Origin of the sequence: Lujinxingia sediminis, assembly GCF_004005565.1 — a bacterium.
Classification (GTDB): Bacteria; Myxococcota_A; Bradymonadia; order Bradymonadales; family Bradymonadaceae; genus Lujinxingia; species Lujinxingia sediminis.
In genome coordinates this window covers 80,136-94,506 of the sequence record NZ_SADD01000019.1, presented here as the reverse complement: position 1 = coordinate 94,506, position 14,371 = coordinate 80,136, and the positions used below count along the sequence as shown (strand labels likewise).

Here is a 14,371-nt window from a genome sequence, read left to right as displayed (position 1 = left end):
AAAAACTGGCACCCGATCGGCGGGCTGGCACCCGATCGGCGGGCTGGCACCCGATCGGCGGGCTGGCACCCGATCGGCGGGCTGGCACCCGATCGGCGGGCTGGCACCCGATCGGCGGGCTGGCACCCGATCGGCTCAGTCCTCGGCGCGCTCCCAGCTCACCACGGAGTGAAGCCCGTGGTGGTCGCCTTCGCCCTCAAAGCCCAGGTGCATCGCAAGCGAGTGCAGGGCTTGCACCGCGCGCGTCACCGAGGAGGGTTCCACGGGCAGTGGCGAGACGGCGTAGGCGTGGCCGGGGCCGTAGATGGAGTGCATGACGCGGGAGTCGTCGTCGATGGTGTATGCCCCGCCGTGCACATCCCGGGGCTCGTAGCCCAGGTAGCGCAGCGCCAGGTCGCGGCGCGCGTCGGGCTCTCGGGGGAGGGCATCGCCCAGCCCCCGGGAGAGCGCGATCCAGGAGCGTTGGGCGGCCCCGTAGCTCGCGATGGCGCGCGTCTCCAGGATGCCGAGCAGGGTGCGCTCCAGCCAGCTTGTGCCCGGGGCGGGATCGTAGGTGATCATGGTCTGCATCAGGCGCTCCTCGGGGGATGTGGGGGCGGCCCGGGAGAAGTCCTCGTTGAGCGCGGCGTCGATCAGCGCTTCGAGGGTGGGCATGTTGAAGCTCATGATGAAGACGCCGCCGGCCACGGTGTAGTGCAGCGCGACGTCGTTGAGGCCGATCTGGCCTGCGCCCTCGGCGGCGCGGATCGTGGTGATGGGAGTCTCGCGGTAGGGCGCGGCCTGCTCCCAGCGGACGAGCCCCGGGGCGGTGGATTCCACAAAGGAGCGCAGCGCGCTGAGTGTCGCGGCGAGTACGGCGGGGTTGGCGACGTGGGCCCCGACGTAGAGGGGAAGGGTGGGCAGGAGCGTCATCAGCTCCTCGTTGGAGGCGGTGTCGAGGTGGCGTCGGTTGGCGGATTCAATCAGGCGGCGGACCTCGGCCAGGTCCCAGATGCCGCTGCGATCGTAGACGCCGGCCATCACCCAGTCGCCGAGCCAGTCCAGGCCCAGCTTGTTGTTGCCGCTTATCTGTCGGGCGACGCGGTTGAGGTCGCGGCGAAGGGAGGCGTCGTCGCCCACCGCCAGCGTCCATTGCAGGGCACCGTCGAGGCTCGGTGCGCTCACCGCGCGCCTGCCCACCTGCTCGGCCAGACGCTCGTAGGCGCTGGTGTTGACCAGGGGCAACATGCGCGCGTCGAGCTCGATGCGCTGCGCGTCCGTATCAAAACGCAGACGCGCGGCGATGGGGTCGATCAGCGTCTGCCAGTTGGTCAGGTAGCCGCGGCGAAAGTCCTCGTAGGCCTGCTGCTCCTCGGGGGTGACCCGCTCGATCGTAAGCTCGATGAGCGGCGTCATGCTGGCGAGGCTTCCCCAGGCCGACGACGCGCCCCGCTCGGGCGTATAGGAGATGGGTTGACCATCGGCATGGGTGAGCTCCGCGGCGCGCAGAAGCCCGCTGTGGACGAGCTCATCGGCGTTGGCGGGCGGGCGGCCCTCCAGCCAGCCAAAGAGAAGCGCGGCGTTATTGACCATGGCGAGGTCGGCGCGGGCGTGCATGCGCCTGGCGAGCAGGATGCGCACGCGCGGGCTGACGGTGTGATGCACGAAGTTGTCGCCGATGAACACGAAGGCGTCTTCGGCCTCGTGATCGAAGGGGTAGCGCGCGCGCATGTAACGAAAATCACCGCGCCGTGAGAGGGGTGAGGCCTGACCTTCATACAGCTCCATAAAGCGCTGCAACGCCGGCATCGAGGTCGAGAGCACCATCACCTCGCCGAGCTCCACCCGATGCTGGCGCACCGCCCCGTCGGGGGTCGAGAGCAGGCGTACCGACGCGTCGCCAGATGCGATCATACGCGCGCTCAGCGTCGGGTGTTTTTTGCGAAGGGCCGCCTCGTAGCGATCCAGGGCCTGGATCAAGAGATCGCGCTCGCGCACATGAAAGAGCAACGAGACGTCGCCCCCCTCGCGCAGGAAAGGATCGCTCGTAGCCAGCGCGACGCCCCTGGTGGCCAGGTGCCCGAGATGCTCGGAGAGTCCGCTGCGCTCGATGCCCAGCATCGTCTCGTAGCGCTGCATCAGGTGATGGCTTCCGGCGTTGCTTTCCAGGGCCTGCGCGAGGGGCGCAATCCAGGTGTCGAGCTCCCCGGCCAGACGCACCAGGGAGCGCAGGTCGTGCGCATGCACGTAGGCCATGCCCTCGGGAACAAAGGCCGCCAGAGGCTCGATGCTCGGCTCGCGGTCGAGTTCGGCGATCATCGCCTCCCAGGGATGCTCGGCCAGCCCCACGCCCTCGATCGAGGCCAGGTCGATGGTGCGCGCGCTCTCGGGGGCGGCGCGCGTAAAGAGGGCGCGCTCGATCTGCAGGGTCTCCTCCACCGAGCGCAGGCCGGTGTAGGTGCTCATCGCCTCCCGAAGGAGATGCTGGCGGTCGGCGCGCGGCGGGCCGGGGAGTGTGTCGCCCTCACCGGAGCTCTGCTGCGCGAGCGCATCAAGGCGGTGTTGCGCAGCGTTGAAAAAGGTCGGCTCCCCGCCCGGGAAGAAGGTGTGGTTTTTAAAATAGCGGCGGAGGTTCTGCTGAAAGATCTGCACAAGCTGCGGCGATGCGGCGAGTGATTCGGGAGGCTGGATGACCACGGGCTGGCGCACGTCAACGATCTCCGAGAGGGTCTCTCCGAACGCCCGGGAGAAGAGATCGACCCGGATCGTCTCCGCCGGCACCTGCGCGCCGACCAGGCGTACGATCAGCCGCGCCGGCTCGCAGGCCAGGACGGCACGTCCGTGGCGCGCGCCCGAGACGTGCAGATCGTCGACCTCGCACCGCGTCTCGGACATATCGCCCCATTGCTTCAACCAGGCGCGGGTCACGGGGTCGAGCGCCCCAAAACGCTCCGGCAGGGGCGCGCTCAGGTAGAGGTGCTCCCCATCGTCAAAGACCTCGGTGGCCGCCACCACGTAGGGCTCCCGGGTCTCGGACTTTCGCCGGCCGCTCTGATGGGGAAAGCGTGGCCCGGGGTCGGGGCGGCGCTCGGCCCGGGAGGGTTCCGCCACCTCGGATTCGGGCTCAGCCGGATCGGGGGCCTCGGCGGGTTTGGAGCCGCTGCACGAGGCGATGAAAAGCATGGCGAGCAGAGAGGAGGTGATACGCCAGGGTGATATCGAAGGCATCGAAACCCTCCGGGGGTTGGTTATGATGAACATTCAAAACGTATAAAAATCGACGTCGGAGGCGGTGCCTCCGCCGGTGCTGCCGGGGTTATACGTTGGCGAGCAGGTTGTATGCAGCTCTGGTTTGGCGCACCGGGTGAGGGGGGCGCGAGGGTGAGGGGGGGCCGCAAAACGGAGATGCGCTCGGGCCGGAGGGCAAGGCGTCGCGCAACAAAAAGCCCGCCACCGATGCTCGGTGGCGGGCTTTTTATGTCGCTCTCGCCAGGTTCTATCGCTCGATGTCGAGCGGGGTGGCGTGGGCCTTATTGGGCCTTGGCCAGGCGCAGGTAGGGGAGCTTGATGTCGATCTCACCAAAACGCTCGCGGGCGGCGTCATCGTCCAGGCTCAGGCCGACGATCACGTCCTGGCCGGGCTGCCAGTCGGCCGGGGTGGCCAGGGGCTTGCCATCGGTGGCCTGCACCGCGTCGAGGGCACGCAAGACCTCGGCGAAGTTGCGACCCACCGACATCGGGTAGGTCAGCATCAGGCGAATCTTCTTGTCGGGGCCGATGATAAAGAGGGTGCGCACCGTCGCGCTGTCAGCTGCGGTGCGACCGTCGGGGAGGTAGGCGTCGGCCGGAAGCATGTCGTAGAGCTTGGCCACCTGAAGGGAGGTGTCGTCAATGATGGGGAAGTCGGCCGAGGTACCGGCGAAGGCCTCAATATCTTTGATCCACTTGTGGTGCTCCTCGACGCTGTCGACCGAGACGCCCATCACTTTCGTGTTGCGCTTTTTGAACTCGGGGACCAGGCGCGCCACCGCGCCGAACTCCGTGGTGCAGACCGGAGTAAAGTCTCTGGGGTGCGAGAAGATGATCGCGTAGCCATCGCCGACCCAGTCGTGAAACGAGAGTTTTCCGGCGGTGGAGTCAGCTTCAAAATCGGGGGCGATGTCGTTGATACGAAGGCTCATGGTCAGACCTCATAAAGGATAGGGACGTGGGAACATTCACGTGTGTCAGAGTAGCGCCCCGAGCTTCAGAAAGAAGGGGGGCGGGTTCACATGGGAGGAGATGCACCGAGGGGGGGAGAGGTTTCATGTCGGCGATGAAAAGAGCCGAGGCAGGCTCGGAAGGGGGGAGCGTTGCGTGATGGAGAGCGGATCGGGTGCCAGGCACCCGATCAAGGTGGTCAAAACGATCGGGTGCCAGGCACTCGATCAAGGTGGTCAAAACGATCGGGTGCCAGGCACCCGATCAAGGTGGTCAAAACGATCGGGTGCCAGGCACCCGATCAAGGTGGTCAAAAACGATCGGGTGCCAGGCGCCCGATCAAGGTGGTCAAAACGATCGGGTGCCTGGCACCCGGGCGACATGGGCGTGGTGTATCTTCTTTACTTTTTGTCTTGTCTGCTTTACATGCGCTGCACATATCGCTGATCTGGAGTTCCCTTGCCCAAGCCGACCACCCTCTCTTTTGTTCGTACCCGACGCACCGCTGCCGAGCTCTCGCAGGCAGAGCTGGCCCGTCGTGTTGGCGTGTCTCGACAGACGCTCAACGCGATCGAGACGGGCCGTCAGGTCCCGTCTACAACGATCGCCCTGCAGCTTGCGCGGGCCTTACGCTGTACGGTTGACGAGTTGTTTCGTCTGCCAGGGGGCCCACTCGCGCATGTTCGACTTGCGGAGCCCGGGCAGGTCTCGGCGCGCGTCAGTGTGGGGCGTGTGGAGGGGGCGCTGGTGGGGCACCCGTGTCGGATCGACGCACGTAGCGCCGACGGACGTGTTGTTGAATATGACGCCGAATCTCGGCGCGCGTTGATCGAGCTCTTTAGCGAGACGGCGGATATTGAGCACAACCTCCTTATCGCCGGGTGCGCGCCGCTGCTGGGCGTGGTGTCGGATCGCATCGCTCGCCGATACAGAAACCATCGGGCGACGTGGATCTACGCAGATAGCAGCCGGGCCCTCGAGCTGCTCGCGGGCGGATTTGTACACGTGGCGGGTATGCACCTGGCGAGTGAAGAGGATGCCCAGGCTCATGTGCGTGCCGCGCAGACGGCGTTTCCTGGCGAGCGAACAACCCTCGTAAACCTCGCCCGATGGCGACAGGGGTTGGTTGTTGCGCCGGGGAATCCACGCGCGTTGAGGCCCGGCTCGGGGCTGGGGGAGCCCGAGCTACGTCGTGCTCTTCGAGCGCCAGGCTCGGGTGCGCGTCGCGTGTTCGAGCGTGCCGGCGGTGGCGAAGTGTTCGTCCGCGAGAGCGATTGCATCGCGGCCGACCACGCCGAGGTTGCGCGTCTGGTGAAGTGGGGCATCGCGGATGTCGGTGTGGCGATCGAGTCTGTTGCCCGGACCTATGATCTCGACTTTATCCCGCTCTCCGAGGAGCGTTTCGACCTCCTCATCCCTGAATCTCGGTGTGACGACCCGGCGATCGCCCGGCTTATCGATCTCATCGATGGACCCTCGTTCCGCAATGAGGCGGCCTACGTGCCGGGCTACGACCTCTCGCTGGCCGGGCACGCCTCAACCGTCGCGGCAGTAAGCGGGTAGTCCATGGCGCGATCTGCCTTCATTGGCGGCCTGGGGGCCGGGCCACTCTTTAATCGCTTTCTCAAGCTGCAGGCTCAGTGTTGAGGCGGCTCCGGTGTATCGAATACCCATGTGCTCATCTCATAAGGAGAGATCATACGATGAAAAATGTGCGTCGAAACATGCTGGCCCTCTCACTGCTCTGGCTGGTGGCCTGTGGCGATGGCGGCAACGATCCTGCAGACGGTGCAGCCGAGGTCGATCGAGGCCCGAGTGTTCTCCATGTCGACGGAGATCCGAACGGTTTGTGGTGGGATGATGCCGAGCAGGCGCTCTATATCGCAGACGACAACGGGAATCGCATTCTACGGTGGACGGATCGTGATGGATTCTCACGCGTCGCAGACCTTCCGAGCGCGTCGCCCGATGGTCCCGGGCTCGGACAGCTGGTTCGTCTGGAAGATGGGACCTTTGTGGTGACGCGCTTTGGCTCGGGGACCGCCGGCGACATCGTGTTCGTCAGCCCGGACGGAGAGGGGAGGGTGGTTCCGGGCCTCGATCCGCAGCGCCGTCGCATCGGGCTGACGGTTACGAGGGATGGGCAGCTCTACAGCTCCTGGTTCGTGCGACTCTCGTCTGGCGAGCGCGTGGGCGCGGTGGGAGCGCTGGAGCTTGAGGGAGCCGAGTCGGAGGTGATCACCGGCCTGAGCAAGCCGGCCGGAGTCCTCGCGATCGGGGACGACCTGTACGTCTCAGACCAGGGGCTGGGTCAGATTCTGGCGACGACGTTGTCGGAGCCGCAGTCCTACACGGTGCTCGCGGAGGTCGAGAAGCCCGACTTGATCGCACGAGGGCCGGGGAACTCGATCGTGTCGGGCAGCGTCGGAGGGAACCTTGTTCGCATCGAGATGGACGGGTCGACCAGCGTCGTTCAGTCGGGTTTTCAGCAGGTGCGCGGTGTGGCCTATGATCCGACCAACCGGCGAGCGTTCGTGGCCGATCATGACCCCGACGAATCCGACGGGGTGACGCATCTGCTCCAGATTGTGCCGATGGAGGACTGAATGCGACGCGAACATCTCGCGGCTTTCGTGGTGGCTTCTCTAGCACTCTGGCCAGCGCTCGCGAGTGCCGGGGTGCCTGACGGGCCGCTCCAGCCCTACGGTGTTGAGGTCGAATGCGACCCGGTGTGCGAGGAGGAGGCTCACGCTGCGAGCGACGCGCTGAGGGCGGGGGAGTCGGAAGTACTTCAGGTCGAGAACGCGGAGCTCGTATCGCGGCTTGAGGCCCTGGAGCGTAAGCTCAGCGATGGCCCGGGGCAGCCGCAGGCTGTGTCGCAGGGGCCGAGGCCCGCGCCCGGACCGCGCAGGCCTGTGGTGCCGCTCCGACCTACCTTGCTCGGTGAAACGGACTACCGCGTTTACCCGGCAGAGGAGGAGGGGCGTACGGGGTTTGCGCTCGCCAGGCTGCGGCCCGGGCTCATTCTATCGCCGGTGGACTGGTTTCGTGGGGTGGCAACGGTGGAGTTCGCCGGCAAGAACCCGATCATCCTCGATGCCTATGCGCGCTTTAGCCCGCTCTCCTGGCTCGACCTCTCGCTGGGCTATGCGAAGCCGCCTCTCTTTGCATCGTTTATCAATGAGCCTGTGTATGCGATCCCCTTTCCAGGTCGCGCCCCCGTCGTAGGGGCCTTTCGCGTGCGGCGCGATCTTGGCGTCGACGCGCACTTTCGACCGGCGGCGCTTCCCGTAGAAGGGTGGGCGCGGGTTGGCAACGGCACCGGGAGCGCCCTGGGCAACGACAACGCGTTGCCTGCAGGCTACGCGGCGCTCGATCTCGTTTTTGGCCGAGCACACAGCGCGCGGCCCGGTGCGGCCGACGCGACCTGGGGACTGCGGCTGGGGGTGGCGGGCCTCTATGAGAACACCGAAGATCGCGAAGGGATCGCGGGCACGACCCCGCTCGGTTTTCGCTATTACCGCCCGGTGATCGTCTCGGGTGAACGCAAGGTGGGTGAAGCTCACCTCGTCGGCTACGCCGGGCCGCTTCGGCTGACGGTTGAAGGCGCGATTGCACGTGAGGCGCGATCGCGTGACACCGACGGGAACCCGTCCACGCCGCGGCAATCGCTGCCTGCCATCACCTCCTACGGGCTCAGTACAGAGATCGCATGGACCCTCTTCGGCACTCGCCGTCAGGTAGGGCGCGCTCCTCTCCCTGACGCGGCGAGCGTTTGGGAGGGGGGCTCTCTGGAGCTCGCTGTGCGCTACGACGGGATGTGGCTCGGACGTGGTGCTGACGACGTCGTCGAGGGAGGCTCCCAGGGAGGAGCGCTTGCGCTCGTGTGGTGGCCGACACATTTCCTGGCGGCGTCGGCGGCCGGCTATCTCACCCGCTACGACCAGCCCGCTCTTGAGCGGCCCGACGGGAGGTGGTCCTGGGGCGTTCTGGGCCGTGTGCGCTTCTTCTGGGGTTACTGACCGCCTTGCACCCGACGTTCGCCAGAGAGGGTCAAGGCTCCGCGTTCGTGATGGCGATGGCGTTCTCATCGCTCGGGTGATTCCCGTCACCAGCGACCCATGATCACGAGGGCTGACTGCCCCGGGGCGTCTCTGGCGTCATCGTCAAAACACAGGTATGGCGTCATGGTTGCCACCTTGCCACGATCGGGTGCCAGGCACTCGATCAAGGTGGTCAAAACGATCGGGTGCCAGGCACCCGATCAAGGTGGTCAAAAACGATCGGGTGCCAGGCACTCGATCGATGCTCGACCCACGCTCAAAGTCAGGCTGTGACGGCCTCGTCCAACGCCTCGGCGTCCAGGGGTAGAAGCAGGTCTTCGAGAAAGAAGGCGGCGAGTTCGTTTCGGCCGGAGAGCTGGCCCTTTTTGTAGACGGCGCGGGCCTGCTGGCGGGTGGTGGCGTCGCTGGTCTGGCGCAGCGCGGCGATCTCTTTGTGGGAGAGGCCTTTGAGCAGGAGGATGGCGACTTCTTTTTCGGCCTCGGTAAGCTCCCAGCGGTCGAACTGCTGGTCGATGGCCAGGCTTAAGCCGCGCATAAGATCGCGGGCTTCACGTTGCCACTGCTGGGCCTGGGCGCGGGTCTGGGAGAGCTCCTCGTTGAGCGCGCGGGTCTCCCGGGCGCGGGCGCGAAGCTTGGTGCGCAGGGCGTCGGCGTTGGATTGCATCTGGCGGATGCGCTGAGTGGTCTGGTGCAGCGCGCGCATCATGCTGAAACTCCCAAAGAGGCCCCCCAGAACAAGCAAGCCTTCAATGGCCAGGTGAACCGGGCTGGCGTCCTGGGAGAGATCGGCGAGGAGATCGAGGCCGGCCAGGATCGAGACGAGCAGAAAGATCGCCAGAAAGAGGATCAGGCGGCGCCGGTCCTGTCCTGCGTTTGTGGTGTGTTCGGGGTCTAAGGTGTTGATATTCATGGTGTATCACATCTGTGGGATGGAGTTTGTCGGGCGCTGTCGCCATCGTCGCCACACTAAGCTCCGGCCGGTGTCGGTCGAGAGCGGTTCACCCTGCAGCTAAGGAGCGTAGCGATGGAACTTATTCTTCTTCATCCCAAGGTTGTTCACTTTCCGATGGCGCTGGCCATCTTGATGCCCCTGCTCACCGGCGGTCTTCTGCTGGCGTGGTGGCGGGGGTGGTTGCCGCGGCGCAGCTTCATCATCGCGTTGCTCTTTCAGCTGGTGTTGGGAGTGACGAGCTTTGCGGCGCTGCAGACTGGCGAGGTCGATGAGGAGATCGCCGAGCGCGTGGTGGCCCACGATGCCATTGAGGTGCATGAAGAGGCCGCCGAACAGTTTTTCTGGGCGGTGGTAGTCGTGCTGGGGCTTTTCGGGGTCACCGCGGTGGTCCGCAAGGAGCCGGTCGCGAAGGGAGCGGCGGTGGCAGCGCTGGTCGGCACTGTGGTGGTCGCGGCGATGGGCTATCGGGTGGGCGAGGCCGGCGGCGATCTGGTCTATGAGCACGGAGCGGCCGAGGCGTTTGGCGGGGCAGAGGGAGCGCGGGCGGAGTGAGAGCGACGTCGTGGCCGTAGCTACGACGTGCTCCTCCTGGCTTTTTGCTGGACGTCGCCCTGGATGCGCTCGGGGTGAAAAGCGTGTGAAAGGACGACAATCGCGGTAGAGGCGCATAAATAGAGGGTGATGTCCGACCCTCGGTCCGAACCACGGTCCGAACCAGGCTCCGAAAGCTGATACAAAAAAGCCCGCCACCTGCACGCAGGTGACGGGCGTGTTCATGCGTACATCGTAGCCGAAACGATCAGCGCACGATCACCTGCGAAGCCCCCATCTCCAGGCGCAGGCCCTCGCCACTCGCCACGTTTCCGGCGGCGTTGGCTGGCGCGGTGCAGTGCACCAGGCGGTAGCCCGATCCGGTGGCCACGCCGCCTGCGGCGCACCACTGGGATGCTTCGGCGGGAAGCGTTTCGGGCTCCTCGCCCGTGTCGTCTCCAGCGTCGGTCTCGACGGGATCTTCGACCTCGGAGTTGGTGTCGTCGACGTTGCAGCCGACGATAAGCAGCGTGGCGAGCAGAAGGCCGAGGAGGCGATAGGTCTTAAAATAAGTCATCGTCTTCTCCCGGGCTCAGTTTTCGAAGATCAGGATGCACTCCAGCGCCGAACTGGCGTTGTTCGGGCAGCTGGAGGCGGAGTTGTTGAGCAGGTACATATCGCGTGTGGAGTCGCCCTGGCCCGCGCCGGCGACGTAGGCTTGCTCGGTGAAGTAGCAGCAGTCGCTGCGGTTGTAGACGTGGCTGACGCTGTTGTTGCCCGAGATATTCCAGGTGTTGCGGCTGTCGCGCCAGCGCCCGGATGGCGCGTCGTAGGAGAAGTGGAAGGGACCGGCCGAGAGGTGTTCGACCTGGTCGTGGCTGTTCCAGAAGCGCCCGGCGATGGTGTAGGTGCAGCCATCGCTGCAGAGCTCGTGGAGGCGATTGCGGGGGATGAGTACCGTCTCGCGGCGGCGCTTGTTGCGAATGACCATGCGCGAGGTGCTGCGCTCGACAAAGCCCGTGCTGACGCTGTTGTTGGTCTCTTTGACCACCTCAAAGTCTCGCACCACCAGGTCACCCGACATCGTGCCGCCGGAGAGCGCCAGGTAGTCATTGGCGGCGTCGGCCTGGCTCAGATAGGTGGAGTCGACCTGGGAGGCGGTCAGGTAGCCCGAGGCGTCGGTGCCCCCGAGGGAGGCCGCATCGAGGTTGGAGGTATCCACGCTAAACGTGGTGCCGTTGAGCGCCAGATGGGCGCCGGCCTGGTAGCTGACCGGTGCGGCGCAGATCCAGGAAGTGCCATCAAAGAGGATCGTCTGCGAGGGGCTGCAGCTTAAGTCGCCCAGCGTCTGACCCAGGGCATCGCGTACTTGCGAGATGGTAAGCCCGCCGCTCAAGTCGCCGCACTCCCAGCCCGAGCTCGACGCCACGGCGACCTGCCCCGGCGCGCAGCTCACGGCGGCGGCGGTCTGCTCAAAGACGTCTTCGGAGAGGGATTCGCGGGTCACCGAGCCGGCGGCCACCTGGTCGGCCACTGCGGCGCGCCCGGCGAAGCTGCTGCTCAGCGCATAGGGCACCGAGTGCAGCTTAAAGCGCGGGCTGAGATCGGAGCCGCCATCGATCGCCACGGCGATGTAGGCCTCACCACCGGCGACGATCGACGCGTCGAGCGGGCTTCCCTGGTCGCCCAGTGCCACCGAGTAGAAGCCGGAGTCATCGAGCTGTACCTCCACTTCGTCCTGCCAGAGCACCTCACCGCCGCTCTCGGCGCTGTAGATGGTGAACTGCATGGCGACAAGGCCGATCATCGGCTCGCCATCGTCGGTGAGCAGGCGGCCCTGTTGCATCAGCGTGGTCGGAGCCTGAGCGAAGGCGGGTGTGGTGAGCAGGGTGGTGGCGCCCATGGCGAGCGCCAGGGCGAGCAGGCGCAGAGAGATGCGTAAGGGGGGAAGGTTCATGACGTTCTCCATCGTGGCCCCACACGGAAGTAGCGGCGACGCTCGGACGCGGCTGCGCGACCCGGATGCGCGAGGGGGGGCGGGTCGGGGATGGGGCGAGTTGTATAGAGTTGCAAAGAAAGAATGATGGAGGTGTGACGTGTGTGTCAATCGTGGTGCTTCCCGGAGACGAGGGGGGTGCCTTGATGCTCGGTGCTCGTGGCAAGAGAGGAGTGTTGCTCAAGATACCTATGACTCGGGCGAAGCCCGCATGAATCAAAGGATCGAATGCCTGGCACCCGATCGCGAGACGATCGAAGGCCTGGCACCCGGTCGCGAGACGATCGAAGGCCAGGCACCCGATCGCGAGACGATCGAATGCCTGGCACCCGGTCGCGAGACGATCGAAGGCCTGGCACCCGGTCGCGAGACGATCGAAGGGCTGGCACCCGATCGCGAGACGATCGACTGCCTGGCACCCGATCGCGAGACGAACGACTGCCTGGCACCCGATCGCGAGACGATCGAAGGGCTGGCACCCGGTCGCGAGACGATCGAAGGCCTGGCACCCGATCGCGAGACGATCGAAGGCCAGGCACCCGATCGCGAGACGATCGACTGCCTGGCACCCGATCGCGAGACGATCGACTGCCTGGCACCCGATCGCAGATGGGTGCCAGGCGCTCCGACATCATGACCTCAGGCGATCGACCGACGCTCTCTCACATCCCGGGGCTCGGCCGCTGGCCCTCCTCCTCGCCGCGGATGCGCTTCCAGCCGTAGTGGATCGCGTCGCTAAAGTCGTTCCAGGTGCCCTTGTAGCGCGTCTCCCAGCCTTTGCGGGCGTGGGGCTCGATGTCGTCCCAGCTGCGGTCGCGGTGGGAGCCGTGCTCGGCCAGGGCCATGCCGTAGCGGTAGCCCAGCTCGTACTCCTCTTTGCTGTGGCCGGATCCTGCGTAGTTCGCAGTGTAGTGGCGGTCGAAGTCTTCCTTGAACTGCGCGAAGCGACCGGGATTGCTGCCCTCGCTCAGCTCCTCGATGTCGATCTCCTGGCTGCGCAGGGTCTCGCGGATCGTCTCGGGGTGCTCCTCGACCTCCTGGTTGATCACCACCTCTTCGGTGACGTGGGTTTCTTTGCAGACGACCGCCTCTTCATGGCGCTCAGTAAAGGCCACGCTCTCCTCTTCAAAGATGCTGTCATCCTCGCCGACAGGGCGGTCGACCTTGTGGCGCTGCACTTCGACCGTCTCGTCGCGCAGGTTGATAGTCTCCTCGACCGGGGTCTCGGTGACGCGGGTGAAGGCGCGCACGCCGCCGGTCTCCACCTTGCGTTTTCCGACCTTGAGCTCCTCTTCGGCGGCCTGCAGCGTTTTGCTGGAGCTGGCGGTGGGGCCGGGGTCGGTTAAGCCCACCTCGGAACCGGTGGCCGCGCCGGCGCCCGTTGAACCGACCGGGCTCCCTTCGATGGAGGAGGAGCGATCGGAGCCGTTATGAGCGCTCAGGTTGGAGCGGGCGTAGCGGTCCATGATCTGGCGGGCCCGCTCGATTTTCGCGCGGTCGTCGGAGTGCACGATGATCAGCGAGCAGCCCTCGCGCACCTCGTCGGCGAAGCGCTCGGCCTCCTCGGGCTGGACGCCGATCTTTTGCAGCTTTTTAAGCGACTTTTTGGCTTCGGCCTGATCGCTTTTGGTGTCGCTAAAGAGCCCCTTAAAGAAGCCCTGATGATCCTCGTGGGCGTTTTTCACGAAGTCGATGTTGGAGCGATGGATGTCGGCGTCTTTGAGCTCTTTGACCGTGTTTTTGGCCTGATCGACGTTTTCGTACAAAGCGATGACGGACATGGTCATACCTACCTCGTCTGCAGATGATTCGACCTCAGGATGACTCCCGATGCTTCGGGGGGCTTGTATGCTCGATGATCGCCTCTTCCTCGCGGAGGGTGACCTCCTGGCGGTGGACACGCGTCGAGTGACGGCGCGTGATATGAAGCTCCTCTTTGAGCACGAGGCGCCTCTCGACGACGGCGACCTCCTCGTAGACCGGGATGATGGTCGTCTCCCCCTCCCGGCGCGCGCCTTCGCGCGCTTCGACCACCCGGCCCACCGGCACGCGCTTCACGTCGAGGGCGGTGGCCTCCAGGGGCACCTCGACCGCTTCCTCACGCTCGTGAACGCGCTTTTTGATGCGCACGCCCGGCCCCTCCACCTCGCGCACCTCCACCCTGAGTTCCTCCCGCGCTACCGGGAGGATCGTGCGTGTCGCCTCATCGTTTTTGCTCATGACCGAATCCGCTCACAGACCTGTCCCAACCTCCAGGCACGGCACCCGGGCCGCGCTCATCGAAGCACAGGCGTAATGTGTGCGCGAGACGTTAATGCCAAAAGATTTCAATGGCTTAGGTGGTTTGCTCCGCGCGTGGATCTGCACTCAGACCGGGCGACGAGACAGGGTGTCGAAACATGACGCAGCCCGAGCGCCGAGATGGCGAGTGGCGAGGCAAAACGCACCACGAGCCTGCTCCGAGGGCGCGAAGGGCTAAGAATACGCCAACGCCATACCCCGAAGGGGGCGTAAAGTGGGTCATCAGCCTATCGCGAAAGGCGCGCGCCCTTCTCGACCCCCGGCCTTTGCCTATCGCGAACGAGCAGTCGACCCCGTCGACGCCCTCCCGAGCCTATCGCGAAAGACCTTTTGACCCCGTCGACCCCC

Annotated in this window: 12 protein-coding genes; 5 read left to right on the top strand and 7 right to left on the bottom strand. The window is 65.5% G+C overall.

All coding sequences use genetic code 11. The annotated features are described in order from the left end of the window. Positions 1-135 precede the first annotated feature (135 nt). Both EA187_RS19470 and EA187_RS19465 read right to left on the bottom strand, forming a co-directional pair. Positions 136-3,207, bottom strand: coding sequence for a hypothetical protein (locus EA187_RS19470; protein WP_127781375.1), 3,072 nt, complete (start codon positions 3,205-3,207; stop codon positions 136-138). A gap of 302 nt (positions 3,208-3,509) precedes the next feature. Continuing rightward, positions 3,510-4,160: a peroxiredoxin gene (locus EA187_RS19465; RefSeq protein WP_115608213.1), complete on the bottom strand. Its 651-nt coding sequence runs from the start codon at positions 4,158-4,160 to the stop codon at positions 3,510-3,512. Between the two features lie 478 nt (positions 4,161-4,638). Here EA187_RS19465 and EA187_RS19460 point away from each other — a divergent pair, with 478 nt between their 5' ends. From EA187_RS19460 to EA187_RS19450, 3 genes are all read left to right on the top strand, one after another. Next, positions 4,639-5,742, top strand: a complete 1,104-nt coding sequence (locus EA187_RS19460) for an XRE family transcriptional regulator (RefSeq protein WP_127781374.1) — start codon at positions 4,639-4,641, stop codon at positions 5,740-5,742. Positions 5,743-5,882: 140 nt separating this feature from the next. Then, on the top strand, positions 5,883-6,785 hold the full coding sequence (locus EA187_RS19455; protein ID WP_206524433.1) for an SMP-30/gluconolactonase/LRE family protein: 903 nt from the start codon (positions 5,883-5,885) through the stop codon (positions 6,783-6,785). Next, positions 6,786-8,201: a hypothetical protein gene (locus EA187_RS19450; protein ID WP_206524432.1), complete on the top strand. Its 1,416-nt coding sequence runs from the start codon at positions 6,786-6,788 to the stop codon at positions 8,199-8,201. Positions 8,202-8,505: 304 nt separating this feature from the next. On the opposite strand, the gene EA187_RS19445 is transcribed toward EA187_RS19450, so the two are convergent. Continuing rightward, the gene (locus EA187_RS19445; protein ID WP_127781373.1) at positions 8,506-9,153 is read right to left on the bottom strand and encodes a helix-turn-helix transcriptional regulator; all 648 of its coding nucleotides are present in this window, start codon (positions 9,151-9,153) and stop codon (positions 8,506-8,508) included. Positions 9,154-9,267: 114 nt separating this feature from the next. Here EA187_RS19445 and EA187_RS19440 point away from each other — a divergent pair, with 114 nt between their 5' ends. Then, positions 9,268-9,747 (top strand): DUF2231 domain-containing protein, encoded by a 480-nt coding sequence (locus EA187_RS19440; RefSeq protein ID WP_127781372.1) that lies wholly within the window; start codon positions 9,268-9,270, stop codon positions 9,745-9,747. Between the two features lie 247 nt (positions 9,748-9,994). Here the strand turns inward: EA187_RS19440 and EA187_RS19435 are convergent, their stop codons facing one another. After that, a complete protein-coding gene (locus EA187_RS19435; protein ID WP_115608222.1) occupies positions 9,995-10,303 on the bottom strand; it encodes a hypothetical protein in 309 nt (102 codons plus the stop codon). 15 nt (positions 10,304-10,318) lie between these two features. Next, positions 10,319-11,683 carry a hypothetical protein gene (locus tag EA187_RS19430; RefSeq protein WP_127781371.1) on the bottom strand — a complete coding sequence of 455 codons (1,365 nt, stop codon included), beginning with the start codon at positions 11,681-11,683 and terminating at the stop codon, positions 10,319-10,321. A 250-nt stretch (positions 11,684-11,933) separates the two neighbouring features. Here EA187_RS19430 and EA187_RS19425 point away from each other — a divergent pair, with 250 nt between their 5' ends. Continuing rightward, complete coding sequence (locus EA187_RS19425; RefSeq protein WP_127781370.1) at positions 11,934-12,359, top strand: hypothetical protein; 426 nt, start codon at positions 11,934-11,936, stop codon at positions 12,357-12,359. A gap of 25 nt (positions 12,360-12,384) precedes the next feature. On the opposite strand, the gene EA187_RS19420 is transcribed toward EA187_RS19425, so the two are convergent. Both EA187_RS19420 and EA187_RS19415 read right to left on the bottom strand, forming a co-directional pair. Next, positions 12,385-13,509: a YsnF/AvaK domain-containing protein gene (locus tag EA187_RS19420; protein ID WP_127781369.1), complete on the bottom strand. Its 1,125-nt coding sequence runs from the start codon at positions 13,507-13,509 to the stop codon at positions 12,385-12,387. Positions 13,510-13,537: 28 nt separating this feature from the next. Further along, positions 13,538-13,942 (bottom strand): YsnF/AvaK domain-containing protein, encoded by a 405-nt coding sequence (locus EA187_RS19415; RefSeq protein WP_115608229.1) that lies wholly within the window; start codon positions 13,940-13,942, stop codon positions 13,538-13,540. Positions 13,943-14,371: the final 429 nt, after the last annotated feature.